The sequence below is a fragment of the Pseudomonas sp. TE3552 genome (genome assembly GCF_056278945.1).
Window position 1 is genome coordinate 806,919 of the sequence record NZ_JBWBQJ010000001.1, and the last position, 24,627, is coordinate 831,545.

The window sequence follows — 24,627 nt, forward strand, 5'->3', positions numbered from 1 at the left end:
GCGGAAACAGTTTTGGCAAGGTGCCATTAGTGTGCCGCTACTCAGGGGGCCGACTCTTGATATGGATCAATGGGCAACACCACTCCCACAGGGGATGCAGGTTTATTGAATGATCGAGGGCAGGCCGAAGAACGCCCGTGCGCAGGCGGTGCTGTGGGCGGCCAGGTCTTCCTGGGTTTCCCCGCGATGCAACGCCACCTCACGCAACACTTCGGTCAGATACGCCGGCTCGTTGCGCCCATTCTTCGGCTTTGGTCGCAAACTGCGCGGCAGTAGATACGGCGCATCGCTCTCCAGCATCAAGCGCCCGCGTTTAATCTCTTTGACCAACGGATGCAGGTGCGTGCCCCGGCGCTCGTCGCAGATCCAGCCAGTGATGCCGATGTGCAAATCCAGGTCGAGATAGCTGAACAGCGCCTTCTTTTCACCAGTGAAGCAGTGCACCACGGCCGCGGGCAATTGATCGCGGTAATCACGCAGGATCTCCAGCAGCCGTTGACTGGCGTCGCGCTCATGCAGGAACACCGGCAACTGCAACTCGACCGCCAGCGCCAGATGTTCTTCAAGAACCTTTTCCTGTTGTGGGCGGGGCGAAAAATCTCGATTGAAATCGAGCCCGCATTCACCCACGGCCACCACATTCGGCTCCTTGAGCAAACTGCGCAGCCGCTGAGCGCTGTCGGCGTTCCAGTCGCTGGCCGAGTGCGGGTGAATGCCGGCCGTGGCGAACAGCCGTTGAGTGCTTTCGTCCAGTTGTTGGCACAGTTCCAGCGCCTGTTCGCTGCCCTCGATGCTGGTCCCGGTGAGCACCAATTGGCAGACCCCGGCAGCATAGGCTCGGTCGAGTACAGCCTGGTGTTTGTCGGCGAAACTGGGGTTGGTCAGGTTGACGCCGATATCGATGAGTTGCATGGTGCTACCTCGGACCAAAGGCCGGAAAGCATATCAGAGCTGTAGGCATATAAAAAAAACCAAGAACTACAACGAGTTAAAGCTGTCTGTTGAGGCCGCGAGACAGGTTGGGTTGGTAGGCTTGCCATCATTGTGCCACTCTCTCGCACTTTATCAGCGCTTCAGGCGCTCTGTTTCTGTCGCTCGATGTCATGAAATTTTCCATGAGTCGGCCAGTATTCTTTCCGGAGAGTGGATGATACGTCCCTCGGTTTTGTTACTGCTGTGTTGTTCGTTGCTGCTGCCGATGCCGGCGGTTGCGCGTCTGGCCGGGCCGTTGCAGGCCGTGCCGGCAGCCAAGGTTCGCGACTTGGCGGAGATTCGCAGTAGCCGTGTACTGCGGGTGCTGGTCAACCAGAGCCGCAACAGCTCCGGCGAAGTCCAGGGCCAGGCCATCGGCGTCGAATACCATCGCCTGCGCGCGTTCGAGCAATACCTCAATGGCCAGGCCCGTGATGGCCAGGAAATTACCCTCAAGATCATCCCCAAAGCCAAGGATCAACTGCTCGGCGCGTTGCAGCGCGGGGAGGGTGATCTGGTTGCGCCCGGGGAATTGCTCGATCCGCAATCGGGTCACGCGGTCAGCACCAGTGAACCGATTGCCAGCAACGTGCCGTTGCTGTTGGTGGGGATCAAAGGTGAAAGACGTTACACCCGTCTCGAACAACTCTCGGGCAAAACCCTGGCGCTGCCCACCGGGAGTGCGGCCGGGGATGCGGTCAGTCAGATCAATCAGAAACTTGCGCTGCACAAGCTGCCACCGGTGAAGATTGAATGGGTTGATCCAAGCCTGGCGGTCGAAGATGTGCTGGAAATGGTCCAGGGCGGGATCTTTCATCTGACGATCGTCGAGCAACCGATTGCCGAGCGCTGGGGCAAGATCCTGACCAAGTTGCGCTTCGATCGACAGGTTCTCATCAGCGAGCCGGGCGAGGAGTTCTGGTTCGTGCGCCGCGACGCCTCAATGCTGCGCGCAAGCATCGATCGCTTCCTGACCACCTACAAGAAACCGTCGGATCAGGACGCAGCGTTCCTGCGGATCTATCGGCGCCTGTACCAAGTGCACTATCCCTTGGCCAAGGCCGATCGGCAGCGTCTGGAAAAACTTCGGCCGGTGCTGCAAAAACACGCGCAAGCCCAAGACATGGACTGGCTGAACCTGGCGGCGCTGGCCTTCAAGGAGTCGGCGTTGCAACCCAACGCCAGAAGCGGCAGCGGGCCCACCGGCCTGATGCAAATAACACCATCCGCCGCCCAACGGGTTGGCGTCAGTGACATTCAGAATCTCGATGCCAATGTGCAGGCCGGCGCCAAGTACCTGGCGATGATCCGCCGCAAATTCTTTGCCAGCCCCAAACTCAACGAGCGCGAGCGCATGGCGTTCGTGCTCGCGGCCTACAACATGGGGCCGGAACGGGTCCAGGGTATGCGCGCCGAGGCTAGGCGGCGGGGCTTGAATCCTAATCAGTGGTTTTTCCAGGTCGAGCGCATTGCCATGGAGCAGGTGGGAATGGGGGCTGTCAGCTATGTTAATAGCGTGAACAAGTATTACCTGGCGTTCGATCGGGAGCGGGAGTCGTTGGAGCCCCAGGGGCAGAAAGTTGCCTTACGGAAATGATCGACTAATCTGATTGTTATGGTGCGTTTTTTGCGCTTTTAACATGAGATAAACCGATTAATATGGCGACCAACCAACACACTCTCACAATGGATGACACAGCATGAGCACACTGATCAACAAGGTACTGTCTACCCGCGCAGGCTACGGTCTGACGATTCTGCGAATTTTCGTCGGCATCATCTTCGCGGCCCACGGCTCACAGAAACTCTTCGGGGCATTCGGCGGCTACGGCATTGCCGGCACCGCGCAGTACATGGAAAGCATTGGATTGGCACCCGGTCACCTGATGGCGATTCTGGCCGGTGGTACTGAATTCTTCGGCGGTCTGGCGCTGATCATCGGCCTGCTGGCACGCCCGGCGGCGTTGGGGCTGACCTTCCTGTCGCTGGTCGCGATTTTCTCGGTGCATATCAGCAACGGTCTGTTCATGGCCAACAACGGTTATGAATTCGCCCTGGCCTTGCTCGGCGGCAGCCTTGCGGTACTGATCGAAGGTGCAGGCAAGCTCTCGGTAGACCGCGCCATCACCGACTGACCGCTCTGGTTCAACGAAAAGGCCTGCATTGTGCAACGCACTGTGCAGGCCTTTTTTGTGATGCGTGATTCTTGACACTGTCCGGTCAGCTTCTCTAGGATGCTGCTCATGCGCCGATTTAAACAGCTACTTGCGGGGCGCCAGGTAACTCATCCAGTTGCCGATAGAAGTCTGGAACAGGCTTCGAAATACCGCTAAAGCGCTGGTTCGGTGTTGCCTCTCACCTGCCATGCAGACTTTTGAGGCAGAGACACGACACGATGAATGCATTAAGCCCCGTTGTACGCCCCGCGCCGATCACGGCACATCTCACCCAGCGCAATCCAAAAATCCTGCTTGGCGGTAAACATCAGCCGACGCTTTTGCGTTACCTCGATGGCTGGCCACGTCGTACCGGCGGGCCTGCAGCTTTTCTGATTCAGTTTGTCGAGGACGGCGAATCACTGGCCAGGTTCGCCAACGACAGCTTCGATCTGGCGGTGATTCAGGCGCCAAGCGCCGAGGACGCGCCTGAAGTGATCAGGCAACTGACCCGCGTTGCGCGCCAAGGGTTGATTACCCGCCGTTGAGGCTCAGAGCGCTGGCTCAGAGATACTCGATTGCCACGATATACACGCACTGTTCACCGGTTGGCGTCTGCACTCGCACTTCGGCATCCAGTGCCTTACCGATCAAGGCGCGGGCCAGCGGTGAGTCGATGCTGATCAGGCCTTGTTTCAAGTCCAGCTCATCCGGGCCGACGATGCGATAGCGTGACTCTTTGCCGTCCTCGTCTTCGATCGTGACCCACGCGCCAAAGTAAACCTTGTTCGGGTCGCTGGGCTTTTCGCTGACTACCTTGAGGGCTTCCAGCCGTTTGGTGAGGAAGCGCACACGGCTGTCGATCTCGCGCAGCATCTTTTTGCCGTAGGTGTATTAGCACTCCTGCCCAAATCATACTATTTCCTTGATAAACCACCAAAAGAGGGCTGGATATTTTGGAAATCAGCACTAGCCTCAATGTTAGATCTGCATAATAAATACTACATACTGTGAGGCTTCCGAGACAATGGCCTACGTAACCAACCTGAAGGTTCTCTACCGAAACGACGAAACAGGGCGTGAGGTACTGTTGCCGGGTGTGTTGACGCAAGGCGGTGTTTTGATTTCGCACCTAAGGTATCTGGTAAGCGAGCAAGCCAAGAGCATGTCTTGGAAAGAGCGCAGTGCGTTCGCGGTCAAGCTACTAATCCAATATATCAACGCAAACGAATATCGGTTTCAGGACACACGAGAGCTTTTATCTGCCTTCGCCCAAGCCATCGAACTCGGGACGATCAATACAAGGTCGCTGGTAGATCCAAGTGGTTTGTACTGGTTATCGAGAAAGCCAGAGGACTTCCGAACGCTTTTATTCCATCTCAGTAAATACACTGACTGGTTAGCTGATCGTCCGGAATACAACACCAAGCGCGCAAATCCATTCCGCAAAGCGAGTACCGCAGAGGAGAGGATGAATTGGTGTGCTTATTACAATAAAGAAGATCGAGTCTTCTTATCACACTTGAGCGATCCAAAAGAGGCCGCGGAAAAAAATGAGCAAGTAAGGAGTGTTCGAACAAGTAGCGCGCCGAGGTCAAGCGGGCGGGCTACGAAAAGATTTCCTGAACATGAGATTCATAATTTATTAGTCAATGGTTGGGTGCGCCGAGCTGCAGATATAAATGCCACGAAGCATGACTTAATCGATTATAAGGGGAGGGCGCTTACATTACTAATGCATTACGGAGGTATTAGAAAAAGTGAGGCATTCCAGCTTTATATGGAGGATATCATCGTCGATCGTAAGCACGATGAAGCAGTGGTTAGAATACATCATCCTGTATTTGGAGCATCTCCTGATAAACGATACAAGACTCGGCGAGAATTTTTGCTTCGTAAATATAGGTTAGTGCCGAGGCTTGAATATCCAAAGTCTAGGGCATTGCACGCCGGATGGAAAGCACCGTTATTGAATGACTCCGCTGAGAAGTATTTTCAAGTTGTCTTTTCACCTGTTGCGAAGGCGAAAGAATTTCTATATACATTTGAAAGTTACTTAAAGTATCAAAGAGTAGCTGCTCCAGCTGACTCAGATCATCCCTATGCTTTTACAAATAGCAAAGGGGAGCCTGAAACACTAAAGAATTTTTCACGGCAGCATAAAAATGCTGTTAATCGAATAGGTTTAGAGCATGAGAAGTACATGGGAACCACGGAACATGGTCATAGGCATGCTTACGGGTTTAGATTGCATGCATATGGAATGAAACAAATCGAAATTCAAAAGGCAATGCATCACCAGCACCCGGACTCATGTCTGGTTTATATGGAGCAGACCAATGAGGAGATTAGAGCTTGTTTAGAGCATGCTGAAAAAAATAGTCGATATTCATTAGGGTGAATTGGGTGTAGCAAATACTAACTCTTGATCCTGATTGGAGGAGGTGGTGTGGATAATAACATATCTGAGCTATGCCGAGGCCTCAAAAATTGTATCGAAAATGGGAGTTACATCATTTCGCAACTATAAATCTAGATGCAAAGAGTATCCTGGCTTACCTAGGGCGCCAGCTAAGGTATACGGCGAGGAATATTTAGGGTGGGATCATTATATTGGTGTGAGCAAGTACTATTGTACATTCTCAGAGGCTTGTGATTCCGTTAATCAGATGGGTATCAGAACTGTTGAAGAGTATAAGGCTCGTTATAAAGAAGACCCGATGCTTCCGAGTAGCCTTCGTGCCCAATATGGTGAAGATTATGATGGGACTGCTATTTTTAGTGGTCTGACTAAGTCGCAACGATACGCCACCATGAAAGAGGCATCTGAGGCAGCCATTCGAATTGGATTTTAAAAAAGCATTGAGTACTTATCAGGCTATCACGTGGATCCCTTATTGCCTAGCATTCCCACTAGACATTATGCAGATGAATGGCGAGGTTGGTCATTTTTTTTGAAGGTCGACAATAGTCCAAGAATAGGCAAAGGGAAATATGATACGTATGAGGAGTTTTTGTCGGTAATACGAGGTCTCGGCATCACTACTGGTCCTCAATACATAGCTCGTTACAAAGAAGATCCTAAGCTTCCATCGACTCCATCCGTCGTTTATAAGAAAGATTGGCGTGGTTGGCCAAGTGCAACAGGAAGTAGTTCGAGCTTTCCATATGGGAGGAAATATTTGACTTGGCAGGAAGCCAAAGCTGCAGCTGCACAATATCGATTTACCACTGGGCCTGAATACAGAAGTGGTTGCTCGGTTGATAAGCAGCTACCAAGAAGTCCTGGGTCGACATATAAGGATTTTCCAGGGTGGGGCGCTTTTTTGTTACCAGATAAATATAATTGTTTGGAGGACGTCCGATGCGCGGTCAAAATTCTGGGGATCAAAAGTAGCGCTGCATATAAAAGTATCCGTAAAGATTATACTTTCCTGCCTGCGCACCCGGAGCGAATGTTTTCTGAAGACTGGGTTGATTGGTATGACCTATGTAGTATACCACGTCCCTACAGGTATGAGGATCTTCAAGAGCTCGTAAACTCGCACGGTTGTACTACGATTAAAGAGTACCGAGAGTTGATGGCTAAGCTTCAGGATCCTCGAATGCCCAGCTCTCCCGAGGAGGTATATTCACAATGGAAGAATTGGCATATTTTTTTGGATAAACCGGAGCCATACACACTGGAGTTTATTCAGGGATGTGGGGTTGGCTGGATTCCGAGTATTCAAAGTTTTTTAAAACAGCAGAGAGGTCAGCCTGCAAAAGAATTTCTCATTTGTCAGTTCGTTCGTTTGTTCATCGAGCCTTATGATTTAGGTAACACACCTCGTGACTTTCTTACAAGAAAAGGTATAGATGTCAAACCTTTCAAAGTATTGGTAAATAATCAAGTAAGAAGGGGGGGTGGTCGTAGTCTATTGTTGACAGTTAATGCATTTTTGAACGAGGTTTTGAGGAGTGAACTAACTATTGAAGATGAAGATACTGGAGAGTTGGTGCGGGTAGATGGAGCAAACAACCCATTTACAACGATGGAGTATAAGGGTGAGGAGTCTCCTGCACCGAGCGAAACGACAAAGGCTGCGTTAGCATTTCAATATGTCGATACGATGAAGAAGTGGATCACTCCAGAAAACGCTTCTAGTTTTTCGGACTTGACAGCGTTGCATCAGTTTGACTCTGATTACTTTGAAGTTGATGAATCTTTAATTGATCGTTTTGATCCTGATTGTGTTTTTAAAATGCACGGCGATAAGTATCTGCTATGGTACCCTGGTTTTTGGATGCATGCCTATACACTTGTCTCAATTCCTGCCCGAGGCCGTCAAATTGCTTATAATGATTCTGGTGAGTCAGATGATTACGTTGTAGACGTTAGAGATGAAAAATTTATATGGATTAAAAATAAGAACTCACTATCCCAGCGTAATAATCAGGAGGCGTTTATTCAGCGCTGTGACGATGAGGCTTGGGGAATGCATTTCACCTCGAATAAAACTACCTTCATGGGAGAGGGTTACGATGTGGCGTGGGTTCCAGAAAAGCTTATTTTTTGGATGGTTAAACTGCGAAAGTGGCAGGAGAAATACAATCCCATCAATCGAATTATGCCTTGGGTTGAATGCACACGTACAAATTTGAATGAGGTACAGCTTAAACGAAAGGGTGCTAATTGTTTTCTATTTAGAGCGTTCAAGGAGGAAGAACCTCCCAACTACTGTGCACGGCTTAGTGAACGTCTGGCTGCGGCTTTATATTTTACCCAGCCCAAGAGTCTAAGCTTAGCAACATTTAAAGGAGGTAGTCCTAGCGCATTATACCGTTACGAGTCCAAGTATACCCCGCATAGCATGCGTGTCAGTCTCATTACTGCCTATGTAATGGAATTTGGCCTTCCGATTGAAGTTATTATGAAGCTTGCTGGGCATGCGTCCGTCGTTATGAGCATATATTACGTAAAGGTCGGTGCTGCGTACTTGCGTCGGCGAATGGATGAGGGAGAGAAATTAGCGTTACGAGATCAAGCTTATACAGCTCAAGAAATGCTTGAGCAAAATCGGCTTGATGAACTTGTGCACGAATTGGTCGCCAATAGTGGGCAAGCATTACAGGTGCTGAAAGCAGGAAACGTGGGTAGTACGTTAGTTCGTGATTATGGCTTATGTCCCTATGCCGCTGCACGGTGCGAGGATGGTGGTCCAAACATAGCCGGCACAAAAATATGGGTTGCGGTGCCTGCGGGATATTTGGGCATGCAAAATTGTGTCCGGTGTCGACATTTTATTACTGGGCCTATGTTTCTCGGAGGAATGCTTTCACTATGGAATGAAATCTCCCTAAGTATTAAGTTTTTATCGGAACATTATTTGACGTTTGAGCGCGAAATTGGCGAATGCCTCGACAAAATTAAGGTGGAGGATGAGATTGAGTATGATTTGGAAAAAGCTGGTGGTGTTTTCGATAGCGGAGAGCGAAACCGCATTGAGCGAGAGATGAGAAAGCTTCAGTCAGAAAAGGAAAGCGTTGCCAAAAAAATGGATATGTTTTTTTGTGATTTACAGATGCTTACCAAGCAGATTAATGAATGTAAGGCACTAATTGCAGATAGTGCAGGTAAAGATAATGGTCAAGTTCAGCTTGTTGTTCATTTCCAAAATGAAATAAAGGCCGAGATTGAGGAGACAACTTTATTTCAGCAATTGAATGAAGTATGTGTAAATGCAAGTATATTTCAGTCTGCCTCTGCTGATTTAGCTACCCCTCGTCGCTCACAGATGATTGACCGTATGGTGCAGTTCAACAAAATGCGACCGGTTATGCTTAGTCTTAGTGAGAGTGAACAGCTCATCGTGGGGAACCAGGTGACGAAGTTTTTGCTGCATCGATTGAAGACTTGGGAACGTGTCAATCAGTTAATATGCGGCCACATTCTTTTGGATGACTTAAGTGACGATGAGAGAATTTCGAAGGAAGAATTTTCTGAATTGATGACTTCGAAGACTCCACAGTTACTGGATTTTAAGGAGATATGGGGATGACTCCCGAACAGATGTTAGCTCACTTAAAGGAGAAAGCGCCTAGGCAATCTATGACGCTAGATGCTGTGTTTAACGTATGTCGAGAGCAGATTGAGCGGAAAGTCTCTGATTTTACTTTCGCCACCATCGCGCGCATGGGAGTAGGACGCGGCGTTCCGAAGGTGCAAAGCATCCGTAACAAAACTGGTGAAAACTACAGAATATTGATCAAGTGTTTCGAGGAAAGCAGCGGGGCGCGCAAGCGCGTCCCCAAAGCAAAGACCCCTGATGCGTGGGTTGACGAGATAGAGAACCCGAGATTGCGGCTCATGGTAAACATCACACTTTCCAAGCTAGCGGAAGCAGAACGGATCTGTAGAGAGCTCATACCACCAGGGCTGGAAATTCGCATTGATGATAGAGGTGGCAGTCAGATGGAATGTACTCTGACCCCCGTGGAGCGACGAGCGATTGAACATCTGATGTCGGAAGAGTTCTTGACAACATGGCATCTCAAGCGAGGAGGTAAAGGGGCGATTGTCGATGAGCAAGGAAAGATTGTATTCAAGCCTGGGACGCTGGATGCGCTCACGAAAATCCTAAATCACCTCTGATATCGGCGACACGCGCGGCAAGCAAAGCTTCCCAAAGGGAAAGCTTTGAGGTCAATGTGAGAGGCGTGACCTGCTCTCGGGCATGGGTAAGCACAGTGCGGTTTCTCTAAGTCCTCTACTTGAGGCTCTCGAGCTCGCTATTAATCCTGGCTAAAAGCTGATTTGAGTCCTCCGGCCCCATGTTGCTATAGACCGCCGCAAGAAGCGTCAGGGGATGAATCCCTAGATTTTTTGCGATAGCAGCCATTTTGGGCAGCGTCGGAGTTTTCTGGCCATTTTCGAGTTCGCTGATGTATCCCTGATTCATGCCAACAGCAATTTGGGGAAGCCCTTTGGCGCGACGTATAGATTTGACGGTAAATCCGAACGATTCTTTGAGATCCATTTGCTGGCCCGCAAAAGGCACGATAAAGCCTTGCCGCGGGATAAAGAGCTATACGCTATAGCGATATTTGCATTTTTCTCCGATTAAATAGTTTTTTCTGTGCGGATCGCTGTTCAGCGTACCCATAAAGGAGAGAGCATCTGAGGGGACTTGTACTCATGCTGTGTGTCGGAAGCTCCCGGGAAATGCTGCTTTAGGTGGCGTGTGGAGTACAAAACTCGAGAATGCTTTTTCCTTCGAAGATCCAGGTCTCCGAGCTTGTAGCTGGCAATCGATGTCCGATAGAGAACAGCGCTTTGGTCGTTGTCCACCCCAGTGAACGCCACAATGCTTTCAAGCTCTTCTAAAGCCCAGGCGCTGCGTCCACTTATGGAAGGTGGACACATCATGTGGACGTGCCTGACCACAACATCCTTGGCTGTTAGAAGGTAGTGCCGTAGCTCATACGCACACTCAACCATCGCAGCGCGATTCCGTTGGCCGGTTCTAACCGATGTGATCGTAGCAATGAAACAAAGTCCCTCTATTTCGCAATGAGTCCACGTTCTTGTCTCTTTTTGCTTGGGGTCAAAAAGGATTATCACTAAGCGCTCCGATGTCGTGCCCCAGGAGGAGCCCATTGGCTAAAGGGAAAAAAACTATATGCTATAGCAATATTTTGAGTGTCGCATTCCCTTTGGTCGCCGACCATCCATGTCGTTGATCGGCTACCTATCTTCCGTTTTTTGAGGTTGCATTGAGAACCGGAGTGGCGTGTTTGAAGCTCCTGTCAGAGGTCATGATGAAAGGACGACGTAAGGTCATAAACCACAGATGGTCATTGCAGGCTCAGTTCGAAGCCGAAGCCAGGCGCACGCTGGCGAAGAGATCAAAAAAAGATGCCCACAGATTCCTCGATGCTGCTTTGGTATTTGGCAGAAGTTTTGAGCCGACTGGGCGTCTGGCTGGCGGCTCGTGTAAGCCACAAGTTGAGGGAAAAAAAATTAGGCCGACCAAATCCGATGTGACAGAACATTCAGTGCGATAGCCAAACCTTTCAGCGCGACTCACTAAGCCATTGAAATCGTAATCCACGTAGGTCAATGGACGATTGCCGAGTTAGTGAGGATTGAAGGAGCACGAGGAAAGGATGGCAAAGCCAGCGTAGATCATCGCGATCCATTCGTTCAGCTCGCGCACTTTGGGCCGACCGAAGAGCTTCATGCCGGCTCAATAGGCGGCAATCCTCAGTCCATGGCCGGTGGTAGATATCGTTTTGACCAGTCTCAGCCGTGCGATGTTGCTCGGCTGTTTCCGCGATCTAGCGTCTGTTGGTAACCAGGGCTTGCTACCGTTATCGCAGGCTGGGCTGCCACCCCAAGTGCGGGGTTGCCGGGCGGTCATGATTAAGTCAGAAGACTCGCTGCGAGCGCTGCTGGCTCGAGTCCGGTGAGTTGGGACAAAGCCGCCGAAGCTACCCAGTCACCGTCTTGTAGGATCAATTGCCTCGCATCAGCGAGCATGATTGCCTCTCTGAACAAGGTGAGAGGGCTCAGCGTGCCTGAAAGGCTGCTGCCTGATGTAGGCTGCTCTGAGCTAGGCGAAGCCTGGTGAAGAGCGCCGAAAAAACACGGTTCAAGACTTCGAGGCAATCAAGATACGTGTCTGTTGCGGACCCGCTCATTGCTGGGGGTTCGATTTGGAGATGGATTCCGTCCGCACTTTCTGGTGCCCGCGCGTGTCTTTCCGAACCGCGGTAAACCTCGATTTTCTTTGGTGACATGCTGCCTCCTTGAAGGCCGAATTTGCGGCCAACTTCCTGGTGCTGAAGGGCGAGCGTTTCAAATTACAGGGTGACTAAGTGCTGACTCAATGCCAACCATAGCCACGAAAATGGGAGCGGGCGGTGGGGCCCTGCCCCTGACACAGCGGATGTCGGATCGAAACATCGCTGACGCAGACAGCACTGTCGAACTCTATCGGGGGGGTAGCCGGCAGGCATTTCCCCAGGATTTATGTCTCACTGATTCGATCCCGCAGCCGATACTGTCCGACTGCGAAGCCGAGTCAAGGCAGGTAAGCGAACGTGACTGCGAATAACGGCATTTATGGTAAACTCCCGGTTCCCAGGCACGAACACGCTCCAGCGCTAAACTCGGTCATGTCGGCGCTGATTGAGCAGAATTTTGGCATGGCCTACCGTCCATCAACTGTGCTTGGCAGAGTGGCCGATCCGATTTCATCTCGTCCCCCGTCAGGTGGGCAATGTCGCATTGACTCTGACCTTCCGTACGCCGAATGCTAGGCTACGCCTTAGCAATGTTGCTGATCGTCCCACTGGGTCGAGGTGATTTTGGGCGTTAGTCAATGGGCGGTGCGCCGCCACCTTTTCCTAACTTCTGCAGCAAGTAAGTACTGAACACCCGAATCAACTGAGATGCCTTCCCGCGCATCAGGCCCTCTTTTGTAAGGGCCGTATTGAGCATCTTCAGGAGGTCCTTGAGCCTATCGGTCGGTAGGTTCAAGCTCAAGAGCAAACGCCGGGCGAGTTCTTCCCTCCCGTAGGCGGTCTGAAGGAGCGGATTCTGAATAGTCGAGAGACCATCAATAAGCTGGATTAGTATGGGGTCCAGCGTCTCGAAACCTGGCTCCCCTGAGTGGCGCCGCGCAACCTTGACAAGTTGACCCACCCAGCCTTGAACAGCACCTGTCTCCATGAGTGCAACCAGGGCGGCTTGCGCGATACGTAACGCCATATCGTCCTCCTCTGGCGCCTTAACGTCTTCGACTGCACTCGGTAACCCACGATGCGCGGTTCGTTTTCCTCGAGCCCCATTCTTCTCAGACCATACGAACCAAGTACGCGAGTCCTCAGGAATGAATTCTGAGGGCATGATGGCTGATAGTTCGGCACTAGTTTGGGCACAATTCAGTAGGTGCCGCCAACTGTGCGCCAACAAGGGAGGGCCGTTTAGCGGACCTGGGGTTCTTGGGGGCTCCAGGTTAGATGGTCCCTGGCTTCGCTCGATAGACCGCAGAGCCGTCCAGAAACCGTATCGCAAAGCAATGACATCCGGAAACTCCTCACTAAGCGCGCCGGCAGCAGCATTGATGACGGTCAAAACCTGTGGAACCTCGGACAAGCGCATGTCCTTCAGTAGAAGGTATGCGTCAAGCAACGACAGCATGGGCTCGCGAACAACTGCGTCCTCCGCCGCCCCTCCGGTAAAACCGCCAACGCTTCGATCGCTAGCCAGAGCTTGGCGCGCGGCCTCCAGGCGAATCAGGTCCGACTGAGTGGGACTTTCGGGGATGCAGCTGGGCCAGTAAATGATGGATGCGTCGTCAAGGCTGACTGGTAGGTAGGAATCGCGATCCTTGCCCTCTTGGTTTCGCAGGCAGAGAAGGTAGATACGCGGGGACCAGTCGGGGTGAACAATCAGCGACAGACAGAGCTGCCGTCTGCCATAGATGGACTGCACCAGCACGTAATGGCCAGGTTGAACGGCTACGTCCTGAATGAACAGCGCGGAATCTTTTAGGTTTCCAGGCCCTGAGCTGTGCTTGAAGTCACAGACAAGGTCACCGTCCATGGTTTCGATGCGTAGGCGCTTCGTCTCCGCCCGCAAATGTTCCAATATGGCGATTGAGGGCGGGGACGACATTTCTCCGGGAGTCCGGATGGCAATACGGATACCAGGTCTGCCCACTAGCGCCGCCGGTTTCTTCCAATCCTCGGCGTTCGCCTTGGGAAATGTCGAGGTGCCGATGATGGGCGCAGGAGACGGGAAGTCGAGGGGTTTGAGGGTTAGCGTCGTGGGGCCGTCCTCTGGCCGAATGTCAATTTGCTCAATGAATTCCGTATCTCCGATTCGCTGGCGGACATGGTACGCACCCGGAGCTACATCGGCGCTGAGTGAGCCGATGCCCTGACCCACCTGGTTGTATGCCCCATTCAAAAGCAGGAGTTCAGACGCTCCATCCTCTGTAGTAATGGTCAAGTGAACTGATATCGGCTCGAATGATGAGTCAGAGGTCGACACGGTCACCTCCTGGGGTGAATATCGATGGGGTTGTTCGACCTGGCACATTCATCTGCCATTCATGTGGAATGGCCAAAAGGCGCAGGGTGAAGGTCTGCCGTCCCGCATCGTTTGGCTGCGATAGTTCGATATCGATTGGAGGATCCGAGCCTACCCATGTGACGATTTTGTCGGTAAACATACCCAGATTTCTCGGTAACTCCCAATTCGGCGCCACAGACTGTATCCACAGCTTGAAATCCGGACTTCGATCAACAGGGACGCTGAACTCTTGGTCGACGAGCTCCTGTCGGCCGGATGGGAAGTACATGACCGCCTGGTCAGTAAAAGGTGGATGGATACGGGGCTTTGGAGGCTCGCTACCAGCAGGAACCAAGCTGCTCCAATTATAGGTAATGTACTCATTCAGCCGATTGGCGGAGATTTGGCCGACCACATTGGGAGGCGCCTCTCGAAGCGCTCTGAGCACGGCATTCGTCAAGTAGCCCGCGATTGGGCCCCCAGGGTACAACGCGCCTTCCTGGGCTCTAACACCCTTTGGCCCAGCGTATATCTCCAACCTAGGCACGCGCTGCGCGCCGTCCGCCTCCGCATCAGTAAGGTTTAGTCGGCCGTACGGGGACACGCTCAACTCGTCACGACAGCAGTCCATGATGAGGACAATCTGCCCGAAGACACGCATGTTGGCGAGTGCCTCAGTACAAAGTGTCCCTCCAAGGTTGGCGTGGTCATCTCCCCCCGCCTCCGCGGTAAACAGGGCGGCGCCGCTCCCGACCTTCGCATTTGTGAATCCATGTCCCGAGAAATAGAGATAAAGGCGACCGTTCGGTCGCCGGATGAACCGCCTATGCCTGTCAAAAATTACGCTGAAAACCTCCTCGGTAATGGATGCGAGGCTCGGCTTCCATTCGTCTGGTTTGAAGTCGTCTGGTTGCGGATTTGGATTAGCAAGCAGTTTCGCTTCAGTCACTACCCTGTGTATGTTGGCTTCAGGCACATCGCCGCCAGATGTGCTGAGCAACCACTCGTACATACTCGCCACATCATGCACGGGGCCTTCAAGTGGCGGATAGGTCGATGACTCAAAGTACCGTGCTATCCCAACTAAAACGGCACAATCATTTTCGGCCACATCCGTACTCCTATGTGGTAATCAGATGAGTGACCGACTTCAATGTAGTCTCATCGTTGTCGAAATCACCGTGGGATGCAGAGTTGCTGTTCAGCCCGGCACCAACGTCCAGCGAAGGTGACCACACCGTACGGTTGGGTGCACCCTGCAAGAAGGTAAGCACGGTCTGAATAGCTTCGGCTTCGCCATCGACGAACTTGCCTTTGAGCGGAGCGAGAAAGAACCGTTCCATTCCCACTAGGGGCATATCCACAATGCCTTCCCATTTACCGGCAGTGACCTGGCCCTCCAGCAGCCCGGAGACTAAGTACAGGAGACTGCGGGTGTAGAGGATAGGGACGAGTTTGTCCTGGCTTTCGCGCTCATTGCGCATCGCAAACATCCGGAAATTGGTCAAGAAGCCGTTACGGTGCTCCTTAATTGCGGCCGAAAATCGAGAGCAGGTTACCGCGGGCGCCAAGAAGATTACCTGGACCTTGTCAAAGGTTAGCGCCGCCTTCTTAGCAGCATCGAGGAAGTTACAGATGTAAATGGCCCCTGTGCTGTGGCCAACGAGCGTCAGTTTCTTGAAGCCTTTGTTGTCATCCTGAAGTGCCTTCAGCTTCCCAACGACCGCGGTGCCACAGAACGCACCAGGCTTAAAGCTGTCCGCCGTGTCATTCTTCATTTGGTTCCAGACATTACTTCCCACCAGGTCGAGGAACGCACTTCGCAACAGCTCCTCGATAACCGTGCAGTACAGGCCGTGGTCACGGTGGTTTCGATAGCGAGCCACGACCGCCAAGACAAGCTTGGCCACGAACTTCGCTACACCAATCCAGGTGAACAATCCCCTCGTTGTGCTTCCCGGCTCTGGCGGGAACATCTCGTTAATCGCCGCCTCGCTCAGCAACACTCCGTCGGCGCGCTCGGGGGTTCCCGTCGCCGCTCCCTTCGTCGAAACCTCAGCGGGCGTGACAAGGGCGTTGTAGGCCTTGCCAATTGCAAGGTTGAAGTCTGGATCGGTCCGGGCCTCAAGTTGCGTCGTAATTGCCGTCACAAGCTCGAGCTCAAGGTTTCCGGGAAATGAGGTCCTCACTACAGTGGGACCCCCCCCGGCTGTAGAGCCCTCGTCAGGCACTGGAGGGGAGGGTTGCTGCGGGTTTTCGTTGAAGAAGGCGTCGAACTGCCCTCGGAACTCTTCTTCTGTGCCACTGACGAAAGTGCCGCCGGAACCTCTAACCACAAGGTCGCCAGTCACCGTGGTCCTTTTTAGGGTCCACTCGGTCACCTTCTTAACCAGTTCACGGAACGTGGGATCCTTAAGCAGTTCCAGTTTGTTATTGAGAAGCGCCTCCTTGAGACCAGACTCCCAAACAAAAAACAGTGGGTAAGCCTTCGCGTCCGCCAAGTAGCGTGTCGTGAGCCGAGGGACGATGTCGCTGAGGGCGTAATCGCGCGAGTTGAGCCCGCCGTGGAAGTGGAGAACTAGTCCATTGTCGGGGCTTTCAGTCACCGCGGCGTCCAGGATGCGAGCGACGTCGGCAAGTTTGCTCCGCGTCTTGTCACTGAACGACCCACTCGCGGAGTCCAAGTAGTAGTTTTCCAGCTCCTGCGGATCCTGGCCATTGGTCGTCATTGTCTTCGTTGGCATAACTCCACCCTGAGTGTGAACGCGCGTGTAGCCAAGACTAGTACCAACACACAATCTGGCAAGGTAAGGACTTTCCACCTGCGTGATCAGAAAATCGGTCGTGAACACATGAGGAACACTGGTCCGTGGGTAGAGGACCGGCCGATACCCAAGGCTGCATGCAATGGAGTGGGTTGCCGCCTTCGACAGGAGCTGGTGGGCTCGCTGAACCTTCACACCAGGAACGATGTGGGATGAACCGAGCGATGCGATGGATCTGATCTTGAGCCAAGAGGGTATTGCTCCCTTACGCCCTGACCGACGCCGGGCGCAATCCACTTGTCGATCCAATCTTGGGCAATACGTTGGGATGGGGTACGACGGGCTGGAGCGATGGTTTGCTTGACCAATACTGCTGACCAAAGGTGAGAACGCGGCGCCCAACAGAAGCCTGGTGCGACGCGGTAGGCTTTTTACTCTTGATGTCCCTTGTGACAAACCAAATTGCCCGCGAACAACAAAGATACGGGATCAACATCACGTCGATCCTGGCCAGCCGGGTAGGCGGAGGTGTTGGGCCTTACTCGGCGGCCAAGGCCGGGCTGAGTCAGCTGACCCGCTCCCTTGTGTTGGAGCTGGCCCAATACGGCATCCGCGTGAATTCGATTGCGCCTGGTTACATCGCCACGGAAATCAATGAGGCGTTTCTTGGCAGCGAGGCCGGTGAGCGCCTGCGGGCGCGCATTCCCAGCCGCAGATTCTGTTCCGCGAGCGACCTCGATGGTGCCCTGTTGTTGCTGGCCTCTGGGGCGGGCCGAGGCATGACCGGGGCGGAAATCATTGTCGATGGTGGCCACGCCTGCTCAGGGTTGTAAGCGTTTTACGGTGGCTACCGACATCACGGTCTACTTCTGCGATCCTCATCGTCCCTGGCAGCGGGGAACGAATGAGAACACCAACGGGTTGTTAAGGCAGTACTTCCCGAAAGGAACCGACCTGGCGGATCACTCGCAAGCCACACTCAATGAAGTGGCAAGGCAGCTAAATAGCCGCCCTCGAAAAACACTAAACTACGAAACGCCCGCTGAACGATTTAGCCAATCTGTTGCGTCGACCGGTTGAATCCACAACCCAAAGCTGACGGTGGCGACAGGCACGAATCGGCCAAAAGCAGTCACCTGCGAACGATATTGAATGACACAGAGCCACCGGGCACCGGCCGATAGTTGGAGAGTAAAAGCTGCTAAACGCTACAGCAGTGATCTAGAAGATTGTGACAGGTGTTTCCAGAGGTTACTCTTGAAATAAACCTGTATAGCTACCGAAAGGATTTGCAGACATGGCTCGTTTGGCTCACGACTTTAAGTCAATACTCGGAACCATTGTTGCCACTTTGCAAAATTGCATCCAAGAAGACAAATTTGATACCAATGCGGTTCGTTCGGCTACAAACAAACTTGCAGAGCATCGTTACAAGTACGACGCCGAATTGTTCCCAGCACTACCTTCTGACTATCCCTGGGCTATCCCGAAACTTTCGACACCCGAGTCGCTGGCGGAGGCCTTGCTATGGAAGATGGGCAAATGGAACATATACAAGTCTTTTGTGGCTTACTACAGCAGCCCTTCAACTTTGCCAAAGAGTACTGACTCTGTCTTTTACGCATTTGCTAAACATCTTCAGAACCCCGAAAACCCAATCTACGATCAACACGCACTCCGTGCGCTTTTGGCAATAGATGCCAAGCTAACTTCAGATCAGGTGAACATCTGCTACGGCCTATTATTCAAGAGAGACGGCACATGGAAGGCTATCATCAGTGGATCGAAAACAAAGGCTGGATACGATCTTTACATTGAACGCATCACTGCGCTAGCGAAAGATGGTATCACACTAGGTGATTTGGACAGGCTACTCATGCCGCTCGGCCAAGCATTGAAAGGTAACATCGCAAATGTATCCGAATTTCGCAATCTCGTAGGCTTGCGCAAATGAGTATTCGCCAACAGCCAGGAAAAATAGCGCTGACTTATTGCACATTACTGTCTAGTGAGCGTAATAAACAATCGCTATATTCAATACATGGAATTAACAGATGAAAAAAGGGGAATGATTTATTTCAGAACAACAAATCAGCCCCCTTTAGTCCTACGGCCTTTCTGCAGCCGTCAGCCAATCACTGATGCCAGATACACCAAGGGACAACAACTCGTCCTGCACCGAAACGACACGCTGTAGCATCACGCCGCCGTCGATCTCTTCCCATTCTTCTGCTTCTGCAAAAAGACAAGTCAATAGTTGAGTGAAATTCCCACCATGGTCGTACATATTTGTAGACTTTTCTCGCATGTAATCAAGGTACAGCTCGACGACCGTAAGAGCTTCCGCGGGATCCCTTTGCGCTGTAGCATTTAACCATTCATCCAAACCATAGATGTGCGCATTTGTACTATTGCTGCTTGCCTCACGAGCAGCGAAGTAACAACGTACGAGATCAGAAGATACGCCCGTCACCCCGCGATGAAATAGCTGGCTCATTCGCTGCACTACAGCGCCTGCATGCCCGCCTACAGAGAGGCCATATTCAAGACCGGCAATACATTGACTTCTATGTCTATTGAAGTTCTGGATGTTCGTCCAGACGGCTGAAGCTCCATGCCATGCGGCCACTTCATCAATGGCGGTCAGATCAATCAGTAGCTCAGAGGTGCGAGTAGGATCCGGTAAGGCAGCCAGAGCGGATATTCTTCCCCAGGTCTCGAGATCCTTACCGTTCCCTTCCAACCGAAGCCGGCCCAGCCATTTGGATACACGCTCAAAATCTGTGTAGTAAGCGTAATAGAGGCACGGTTCTGCAGTTCCCCACAGCCCGGATGATCGCCCCTTCATGCAGCGATCGAACAGATCCCAGCCTACGTCAGAGTCAAGGCTCTGTAGGTAAGGCAAACGTCGAATAATCACGGCACTCACTGCCGGATTTTCCTCATCAGCAAAATTGCGCAATAGTCGCAACAATGCGTCGGGCAACGGCACGCGCCTCTCCGTCAAGTTGGTTACCAGAATCACCAGCGCCTCAGCAATATGCCCACGGGTCATGTTGATCCCAACCTCAAGGTGGCCAACTCCATCGCCACTGATAGCCGCTCCTTCTTGCATTTCCAAAAAATCCGCACTCAATTCAACATGCCGATGAACCTGGTCGATATCAGCAATTACATGAGCACATGCGTTCAAAGCACTTGATGCAGCGCGATTCTGCCCCCAGTATTCAGAATGATTGGAAAGCTCATTGATGACCGCTGCCGCCAAAGCAGCCACATCGACAGAGAGAATAGGAGCCCAGGAATTTTCAGTTTTTAAATTCCCATGAAGATAAGCCAGGCAGTTGGCAGCCCCGCTCATGATCGCATCGCGAAAAACCGACGAAATGTCGGGCCAGTTTTTCGACATAATGCCAAAAAATCGATCAGGGTCACGAGAGGCCGCCTCTCGAAGCATCGAGGCGACTTCAAACTCTCCACCGGTCAAATCTTCTTCAAACCTACGTTCATATCCGGTGTAGTGCCTCAATAGCCGCAGCACACCATGATTACTCGTTTCAAGAAAGACGCTAAATGGGAAAGGTGCCGAAACTATGCCGCTCCAACCCTGAATTGGTGGCGCCTCAATAAAAATGCCCTCTCGAACTTCTACTTCCTCGAGCAGTAGCTGAGCATTAGGTGGGCGCATATGGCATGGAATACATGCGACGAATCGTGCCTGAACACTTTGCCGTCTTAAAATCTCGCGCTCATCCTGATCATCACACTCGGTAATGGCCAATACTGCCGCCATTACAGTATTCTGTTGGTTGGAATCAAAATAAACAAATGCAACCTTGGCGAGACAGCCTAGCTCGTAGCCAAATTCAGAATCGTCCAGCGTTTTTTCACAGAGCAATCGAACTGAAAGATCGGCATTACAACTCGGAGCTCCTTTGCACGAAAGTATTCCAAAATAGCGCAATGCCCCTTCATGATTGAAACAGAGCCGCTCTCGATTATCCCGCCACCATTTCGAATCAAGTGACGCATGGTTTACCACAGCAGCTTCTATTGCGCTTAGAAGCAAGTCATCTGCATCAACATGTTGATCGTCGCCCTTTTCTCGAATTGCACTGTACGAAGTACTCCGCAAAAATCCCGAGCTACCAGCGGCCCATTCTCCAATTTCAGTTATTCTTAGCTGGCTCCAATCCTCTATAGACTGGACTGCGAGGTTCAATAGTTCTGGGGAAACTTTCAAACGCTCAGCCAGGTAATTCTTGCATTGACCACCGAACTCATAATCCTGCAACGTCAGCTTTTCGCCAATCTTATGAAGATCAAGTATGTCATCATCAGTAACGCGTCCTGTCACGAACATCCACAGCGCTTCATCTGAGAAAACACCTGCGTCAATGCAACGTACGATGGATTGCCCAAGCCAACTATGCTCTTGCAGAGGCAAACGAAGCAACGACTCCACCAGCTTTCCGACAAGGATTGCATGATCTGGCGCTACTTCAGACAGCAAGTATCCCAACCTACTTGCGACAAGCCCTCGATCCATCCAGTCCGCTTCTAGTAGTTCAGTCCAAAATGGAAAAACCAAAGATGGAGCCTGATTGGCCCACAAAGAGCACCGATGCATTAGCATCATCAGCGCTTCTTGATCTCGCTCCTCCCTCAGCACAGGGACCAAATATTTGAACCAGAACTGACCCCACTCAAGCGTCTTACCTTGTAGATAGATAACCTGAAACACATCGCTACAGTCTCTTCGTAAATCACGCAGTAACGGCCAATCATCATCATGAGGCAATCGATCCGCTAATGACTCTGCAACCAGACGACGCACATGGAACGGGTTTCCCCCCATAAGAACAGCGCGCAATTGAGCTCTGAACACTCGGCGATCACCGATAGCCAGTTGTGCTACAAAGCTACGAATACTTGGCCTTACGAATGGTGCAGGTGACAAGCTCTGGATGAAGCCATTCAACGTCATCCCCCTTCGAATGGCAGAGCTAATCACTAGCACGTCTAGCAACGTTTGATGGCCGAAACCCACCCGTCCATCCAGAGCTTGATGCAGTACATTGTGGCTCAGGAGTACTCGCAGGACACTTTGAGAGCCGCTGAATCGCTGAGCGGGAATCGTAAGGCTTCGAGTTCTGAGCATCTCGTCGGCGACCGATTCGATTGCTTGAACGGCGGCATCGCCTAACCGCGTATCCGCGCGAACCAGAGTCTCTAGGTATCGCTGTGCTAACCCCTGGCTAGTCACAACACTAAATCCGCCCTCCAACTGCGCAAGCTCAATGAATATTGCCAAATCTCGATGATTTCGGATGAGTACACGCGTCGGGCCATCGATTCCTGCAGTGTCAATTTCAAGTGACTGAAGCAGCGGCAAAACTTCACAGTCCAAATCCAAAGGCTGGCAAGCCAGCTCACACTCCCACACCCGCGTAGCGAGACGGCGATCATAGCGTCGGTCAAAATCACGACAGGCCGTTAGCACGGTCACGTTCTCGATCAACAAAAGCCTGTCAATCTGCGCCAAGAAATACGTGAGAGCTGCATGCTCCCGGGAAATTGAAAGCACATCGAGAGAATCAACAACAATGACAACGTGAGCCTTCTCGGCAAGCCGCGCTGCCCTCTCCACCCAGTCTTCGCATAAGCCCTGAGCTTCTCGATCCCTCGCAGTCGCAAGATCGGCAAACTCTCGAGACTGGATGAACATCGGAACCAGTGCACTGTCACACTTGGCTCGGAGCTCCAAAGCTTCTTGCACAGCTAGAAGAGTGCATGTCTTTCCTGATCCTGGCATCCCGGTGAGCAGGATTGAACGCTTCCTGCTGTAAATAGCAGAAAGCAAATCCTCAACGACACGATTCTGTAGCCTCTTTCCACCTATGTCTCGCCGCCAGCTCCGTCCAACTGCGGACACCCCGTTGAGCGAAGCACGAGTTTCGGACTCGTCCATATGCGGCGCAAGCATCGATCCGGATTGCGTCAGAACAGCGACAAGATCCGCCCTCGTCAATCGGTGCTGAACAGATGCTGCCTTTGACCCGTGCGAGGCCATCCGCGACCCCAACTGATCGAGATGGTGCCAAAGTGCGACATAGGCAGTCTGCGCATTGGTTGATAGAAGACTCAACCGCTCCAACAACGACGCTTCAAGATCACTGAAATCTTCTGTGTTATGGAACGTAGTGCGACGCAGAAATTCATAGGTCGTGAGAGATACGGCGGCGTTGAAGGTATTGCTCAGAGAGTTATCGGTGGTCGTATGCTCGACAGTAAGACTGTCGCGGTAGCTCTCCTGATCGGGCTGCGTTACACAATGCTCTCGCAGCTTCGCAGCTAGACCGAACGTACCTCGGGAATAGAAATGCACCTCTGCGTTCGCCTCCCTCGCCAATAGCAGAGAGGCTTTTTCGAATTCGCTCGAGAGGTCGGCGATTGTCCACGGTCTGAAATCAGGTTGATTCTTTTTACACTGGCAGCAAATGATAGATCCATCTGCCTTCCCGACAACAACGTCATCCACCAACCAACGAGTGGAATCAATTTCCAACCACTGGTATTCGGCGTCAGAAAGAATTGTCATAGCCCATCGCATAGCGATCAGTGTCTGATAGCTATCCCCTCGATTTGATCGAATACCGGCAAGACTCATTGATTACCTAAGAGTGCAATAGACATGGAAGACCTTCGCCCGCGAGATGATCACGGGACCAATAGAGTCTGACGCTCACCGAATGCGGCCTCACATGAAAGGTAGCTCTTTTGCGTCTGAAAATCGAAGCGAAATACGCCAACGCATTAGTATCAAACGGCAGTCAACTTGAATCACCCACTACTCTTAGACAGATAGAGTGACCGCTATTGGCCGAATTCTGCCTGTCGCGAAGGGCTAAAATCGACCCAAAACCGCCGGTGGCGGTCGATTGCAATCACTCCGGCGTCATCATCACAGCAAGTGTCATCTTGATAACTCCTCATTGCGGTCGACAACAGTCAAGGCGCCACGCACATTGTCAGCGCCATCGCCTGATCCTCGCGGCTCAATCCAATTTGTGAGTTCCAGAATCGCCGCTTCCAGAGCGAGTTGGTTTTCATTGAACTGAAAAGCAGTGAAGGGAACAGATCAGAGTTTTGCATCGCGATTCATCCTTGGAGTGCAGATGTAATGACATTTTTGGAAGATTAGTCGCACCGATGACCATAAGAACCAAATCAAAACGACGTCAATCCGGCTCCAGTTCGTTCACAGCGGACAAACAACAGTCAATTGCATTCACCGCCCGCATCAGATCACTTCTCAATGAAGGAAGCGTGGTGCGCATTACTGCGCTGTTTCGCTTGGCCATCTCAAGAAAAGTTGCCAATGCGGCGTCGGAGTGCTGAAGAAGACGGGCTAGATGTTCCCCACGAGGACCACAAGTTCCTTTTAACCAGTTTTTGGCAGTCCGCTCGTTTGCGTTTGTCCATCTCATCAAAGTCTTCACGGCTTGGTGCGTTAAACCCAACTCACTTTGTAATGCTACCGCCAAACCCGACGCATACTCTTGTCGGTCTGGAAAAGTTTTGCCCTTTTTAGGAAACATTTTTCCCCCTTTGATCCTCTATGGTTGAAAGACACACCGCTTGCTTGAATAGCAGCAGAACGGGTACGCCC

The 24,627-nt window shown here is 51.8% G+C and carries 16 protein-coding genes and 3 pseudogenes; 10 read left to right on the forward strand and 9 right to left on the reverse strand.

Annotation, left to right across the window (positions count from 1 at the left end; all coding sequences use genetic code 11):
• Window positions 1–102: 102 nt before the first annotated feature.
• Window positions 103–912 (reverse strand): TatD family hydrolase, encoded by an 810-nt coding sequence (locus ACZ9BB_RS03530; protein ID WP_476212563.1) that lies wholly within the window; start codon window positions 910–912, stop codon window positions 103–105.
• 235 nt (window positions 913–1,147) lie between these two features.
• Here ACZ9BB_RS03530 and ACZ9BB_RS03535 point away from each other — a divergent pair, with 235 nt between their 5' ends.
• The 3 genes from ACZ9BB_RS03535 to ACZ9BB_RS03545 all read left to right on the forward strand — a co-directional run bounded on the left by ACZ9BB_RS03535 (window position 1,148) and on the right by ACZ9BB_RS03545 (window position 3,676).
• On the forward strand, window positions 1,148–2,569 hold the full coding sequence (locus ACZ9BB_RS03535) for an MltF family protein (protein ID WP_476212564.1): 1,422 nt from the start codon (window positions 1,148–1,150) through the stop codon (window positions 2,567–2,569).
• A gap of 103 nt (window positions 2,570–2,672) precedes the next feature.
• Window positions 2,673–3,107, forward strand: coding sequence for a DoxX family protein (locus ACZ9BB_RS03540; protein ID WP_476212565.1), 435 nt, complete (start codon window positions 2,673–2,675; stop codon window positions 3,105–3,107).
• Window positions 3,108–3,367: 260 nt separating this feature from the next.
• Entirely contained in the window at window positions 3,368–3,676 is a 309-nt protein-coding gene (locus ACZ9BB_RS03545) for a class I SAM-dependent methyltransferase (protein WP_476212566.1), read from the forward strand.
• Window positions 3,677–3,692: 16 nt separating this feature from the next.
• Here the strand turns inward: ACZ9BB_RS03545 and greB are convergent.
• A pseudogene (greB, locus tag ACZ9BB_RS03550) lies at window positions 3,693–4,022 on the reverse strand (transcription elongation factor GreB); the annotation flags it as partial.
• 133 nt (window positions 4,023–4,155) lie between these two features.
• Here greB and gmtY point away from each other — a divergent pair.
• The 4 genes from gmtY (at window position 4,156) to gmtX (ending at window position 9,762) form a co-directional block, all read left to right on the forward strand.
• Complete coding sequence (gmtY, locus tag ACZ9BB_RS03555; protein ID WP_476212567.1) at window positions 4,156–5,529, forward strand: gamma-mobile-trio recombinase GmtY; 1,374 nt, start codon at window positions 4,156–4,158, stop codon at window positions 5,527–5,529.
• A 268-nt stretch (window positions 5,530–5,797) separates the two neighbouring features.
• A complete protein-coding gene (locus tag ACZ9BB_RS03560) occupies window positions 5,798–5,983 on the forward strand; it encodes an integrase repeat-containing protein (protein WP_476218183.1) in 186 nt (61 codons plus the stop codon).
• 6 nt (window positions 5,984–5,989) lie between these two features.
• Window positions 5,990–9,169 carry a gamma-mobile-trio integrase GmtZ gene (gene gmtZ / locus ACZ9BB_RS03565; RefSeq protein ID WP_476218185.1) on the forward strand — a complete coding sequence of 1,060 codons (3,180 nt, stop codon included), beginning with the start codon at window positions 5,990–5,992 and terminating at the stop codon, window positions 9,167–9,169.
• A complete protein-coding gene (gene gmtX, locus ACZ9BB_RS03570; RefSeq protein WP_476212568.1) occupies window positions 9,166–9,762 on the forward strand; it encodes a gamma-mobile-trio protein GmtX in 597 nt (198 codons plus the stop codon). Before gmtZ ends, gmtX begins: the two co-directional genes overlap by 4 nt.
• A 115-nt stretch (window positions 9,763–9,877) precedes the next feature.
• Here the strand turns inward: gmtX and ACZ9BB_RS03575 are convergent, their stop codons facing one another.
• The 4 genes from ACZ9BB_RS03575 to ACZ9BB_RS03590 form a co-directional block, all read right to left on the reverse strand.
• Window positions 9,878–10,147, reverse strand: coding sequence for a helix-turn-helix domain-containing protein (locus tag ACZ9BB_RS03575; RefSeq protein ID WP_476212569.1), 270 nt, complete (start codon window positions 10,145–10,147; stop codon window positions 9,878–9,880).
• 2,339 nt (window positions 10,148–12,486) lie between these two features.
• Window positions 12,487–14,169, reverse strand: coding sequence for a hypothetical protein (locus tag ACZ9BB_RS03580; RefSeq protein ID WP_476212570.1), 1,683 nt, complete (start codon window positions 14,167–14,169; stop codon window positions 12,487–12,489).
• A complete protein-coding gene (locus ACZ9BB_RS03585) occupies window positions 14,156–15,202 on the reverse strand; it encodes a hypothetical protein (protein ID WP_476212571.1) in 1,047 nt (348 codons plus the stop codon). The genes ACZ9BB_RS03580 and ACZ9BB_RS03585 overlap by 14 nt, the downstream gene beginning before the upstream one ends.
• 109 nt (window positions 15,203–15,311) lie before the next feature.
• Window positions 15,312–16,934: a hypothetical protein gene (locus ACZ9BB_RS03590; protein WP_476212572.1), complete on the reverse strand. Its 1,623-nt coding sequence runs from the start codon at window positions 16,932–16,934 to the stop codon at window positions 15,312–15,314.
• A gap of 461 nt (window positions 16,935–17,395) precedes the next feature.
• On the opposite strand from ACZ9BB_RS03590, the gene ACZ9BB_RS03595 reads away from it, so the two are divergent.
• From ACZ9BB_RS03595 to ACZ9BB_RS03605, 3 genes and pseudogenes are all read left to right on the forward strand, one after another.
• Entirely contained in the window at window positions 17,396–17,788 is a 393-nt protein-coding gene (locus ACZ9BB_RS03595) for an SDR family NAD(P)-dependent oxidoreductase (RefSeq protein ID WP_476212573.1), read from the forward strand.
• Window position 17,789: 1 nt separating this feature from the next.
• Window positions 17,790–18,035, forward strand: a pseudogene (locus ACZ9BB_RS03600) (IS30 family transposase); the annotation flags it as partial.
• 217 nt (window positions 18,036–18,252) lie between these two features.
• A complete protein-coding gene (locus ACZ9BB_RS03605) occupies window positions 18,253–18,909 on the forward strand; it encodes a hypothetical protein (RefSeq protein ID WP_476212574.1) in 657 nt (218 codons plus the stop codon).
• A 153-nt stretch (window positions 18,910–19,062) separates the two neighbouring features.
• On the opposite strand, the gene ACZ9BB_RS03610 is transcribed toward ACZ9BB_RS03605, so the two are convergent.
• From ACZ9BB_RS03610 to ACZ9BB_RS03620, 3 genes and pseudogenes are all read right to left on the reverse strand, one after another.
• Window positions 19,063–23,556, reverse strand: a complete 4,494-nt coding sequence (locus tag ACZ9BB_RS03610) for an AAA family ATPase (protein ID WP_476212575.1) — start codon at window positions 23,554–23,556, stop codon at window positions 19,063–19,065.
• A gap of 346 nt (window positions 23,557–23,902) precedes the next feature.
• Window positions 23,903–24,110 (reverse strand): annotated as a pseudogene (locus ACZ9BB_RS03615) (hypothetical protein).
• An 86-nt stretch (window positions 24,111–24,196) separates the two neighbouring features.
• On the reverse strand, window positions 24,197–24,556 hold the full coding sequence (locus tag ACZ9BB_RS03620) for a hypothetical protein (RefSeq protein WP_476212576.1): 360 nt from the start codon (window positions 24,554–24,556) through the stop codon (window positions 24,197–24,199).
• Between the last annotated feature and the right edge of the window lie 71 nt (window positions 24,557–24,627).

Coding starts and splice junctions, on each gene's coding strand:
- ACZ9BB_RS03530 (WP_476212563.1), bottom strand. CDS start 912: ATGCAACTCATCGATATCGGCGTCAACCTGACCAACCCCAGTTTCGCC.
- ACZ9BB_RS03535 (WP_476212564.1), top strand. CDS start 1,148: ATGATACGTCCCTCGGTTTTGTTACTGCTGTGTTGTTCGTTGCTGCTG.
- ACZ9BB_RS03540 (WP_476212565.1), top strand. CDS start 2,673: ATGAGCACACTGATCAACAAGGTACTGTCTACCCGCGCAGGCTACGGT.
- ACZ9BB_RS03545 (WP_476212566.1), top strand. CDS start 3,368: ATGAATGCATTAAGCCCCGTTGTACGCCCCGCGCCGATCACGGCACAT.
- gmtY (WP_476212567.1), top strand. CDS start 4,156: ATGGCCTACGTAACCAACCTGAAGGTTCTCTACCGAAACGACGAAACA.
- ACZ9BB_RS03560 (WP_476218183.1), top strand. CDS start 5,798: ATGGGTATCAGAACTGTTGAAGAGTATAAGGCTCGTTATAAAGAAGAC.
- gmtX (WP_476212568.1), top strand. CDS start 9,166: ATGACTCCCGAACAGATGTTAGCTCACTTAAAGGAGAAAGCGCCTAGG.
- ACZ9BB_RS03575 (WP_476212569.1), bottom strand. CDS start 10,147: ATGGATCTCAAAGAATCGTTCGGATTTACCGTCAAATCTATACGTCGC.
- ACZ9BB_RS03585 (WP_476212571.1), bottom strand. CDS start 15,202: ATGTACGAGTGGTTGCTCAGCACATCTGGCGGCGATGTGCCTGAAGCC.
- ACZ9BB_RS03590 (WP_476212572.1), bottom strand. CDS start 16,934: ATGCCAACGAAGACAATGACGACCAATGGCCAGGATCCGCAGGAGCTG.
- ACZ9BB_RS03595 (WP_476212573.1), top strand. CDS start 17,396: ATGTCCCTTGTGACAAACCAAATTGCCCGCGAACAACAAAGATACGGG.
- ACZ9BB_RS03605 (WP_476212574.1), top strand. CDS start 18,253: ATGGCTCGTTTGGCTCACGACTTTAAGTCAATACTCGGAACCATTGTT.
- ACZ9BB_RS03610 (WP_476212575.1), bottom strand. CDS start 23,556: ATGACAATTCTTTCTGACGCCGAATACCAGTGGTTGGAAATTGATTCC.
- ACZ9BB_RS03620 (WP_476212576.1), bottom strand. CDS start 24,556: ATGTTTCCTAAAAAGGGCAAAACTTTTCCAGACCGACAAGAGTATGCG.